Consider the following 1,758-nt stretch of genomic DNA (forward strand, 5'->3'; position numbering starts at 1 on the left):
AGTATTGGGTAGGGGAGCGTTCTGTAAGCGGTTGAAGGTGTGTGGTAACGCATGCTGGACGTATCAGAAGTGCGAATGCTGACATGAGTAACGATAAAGGGGGTGAAAAACCTCCTCGCCGGAAGACCAAGGGTTCCTGTCCAACGTTAATCGGGGCAGGGTAAGTCGACCCCTAAGGCGAGGCCGAAAGGCGTAGTCGATGGGAAACGGGTTAATATTCCCGTACTTCTTACAATTGCGATGGGGGGACGGAGAAGGCTAGGTGGGCCTGGCGACGGTTGTCCAGGTTCAAGTGCGTAGGCTGAGAAATTAGGTAAATCCGGTTTCTCTTAAGGCTGAGACACGACGTCGAGCATCTACGGATGTGAAGTCATTGATGCCATGCTTCCAGGAAAAGCCTCTAAGCTTCAGATTGTAAGGAATCGTACCCCAAACCGACACAGGTGGTCGGGTAGAGAATACCAAGGCGCTTGAGAGAACTCGGGTGAAGGAACTAGGCAAAATGGTACCGTAACTTCGGGAGAAGGTACGCTCTCGACGGTGAAGTCCCTCGCGGATGGAGCTATTGAGAGTCGCAGATACCAGGTGGCTGCAACTGTTTATTAAAAACACAGCACTGTGCAAAATCGCAAGATGACGTATACGGTGTGACGCCTGCCCGGTGCCGGAAGGTTAATTGATGGGGTTAGACTTCGGTCGAAGCTCTTGATCGAAGCCCCGGTAAACGGCGGCCGTAACTATAACGGTCCTAAGGTAGCGAAATTCCTTGTCGGGTAAGTTCCGACCTGCACGAATGGCGTAATGATGGCCACGCTGTCTCCACCCGAGACTCAGTGAAATTGAAATCGCTGTGAAGATGCAGTGTACCCGCGGCTAGACGGAAAGACCCCGTGAACCTTTACTACAGCTTGGCACTGAACATTGACCCTACATGTGTAGGATAGGTGGGAGGCTTTGAAGCGCAGTCGCTAGATTGCGTGGAGCCGTCCTTGAAATACCACCCTTGTAGTGTTGATGTTCTAACGTCGACCCCTTATCGGGGTTGCGGACAGTGCCTGGTGGGTAGTTTGACTGGGGCGGTCTCCTCCCAAAGCGTAACGGAGGAGCACGAAGGTGGGCTAATCACGGTTGGACATCGTGAGGTTAGTGCAATGGCATAAGCCCGCTTGACTGCGAGAATGACAATTCGAGCAGGTGCGAAAGCAGGTCATAGTGATCCGGTGGTTCTGAATGGAAGGGCCATCGCTCAACGGATAAAAGGTACTCCGGGGATAACAGGCTGATACCGCCCAAGAGTTCATATCGACGGCGGTGTTTGGCACCTCGATGTCGGCTCATCACATCCTGGGGCTGAAGTCGGTCCCAAGGGTATGGCTGTTCGCCATTTAAAGTGGTACGCGAGCTGGGTTTAGAACGTCGTGAGACAGTTCGGTCCCTATCTGCCGTGGGCGTTGGAGAATTGAAAGGGGCTGCTCCTAGTACGAGAGGACCGGAGTGGACGAACCTCTGGTGTTCGGGTTGTGTCGCCAGACGCATTGCCCGGTAGCTAAGTTCGGGATCGATAACCGCTGAAAGCATCTAAGCGGGAAGCGAGCCTTGAGATGAGTTCTCCCTGATACTTTAAGTATCCTAAAGGGTTGTCGTAGACTACGACGTTGATAGGCAGGGTGTGTAAGCGTTGTGAGGCGTTGAGCTAACCTGTACTAATTGCCCGTGAGGCTTAACCATACAACACCCAAGGGGTTTTGATGGACTCAA

1 rRNA gene (only partly in view) is annotated in these 1,758 nt (G+C 52.8%); it reads left to right on the top strand.

The window, feature by feature from the left end:
• Window positions 1-1,728 (top strand): 23S ribosomal RNA (locus NL643_RS22645) (it extends 1,253 nt beyond the left edge of the window).
• Window positions 1,729-1,758: the final 30 nt, after the last annotated feature.

Origin of the sequence: Vibrio sp. Y42_MX_L11 (genome assembly GCF_024181785.1) — a bacterium.
Lineage (GTDB): Bacteria > Pseudomonadota > Gammaproteobacteria > Enterobacterales > Vibrionaceae > Vibrio > Vibrio diabolicus.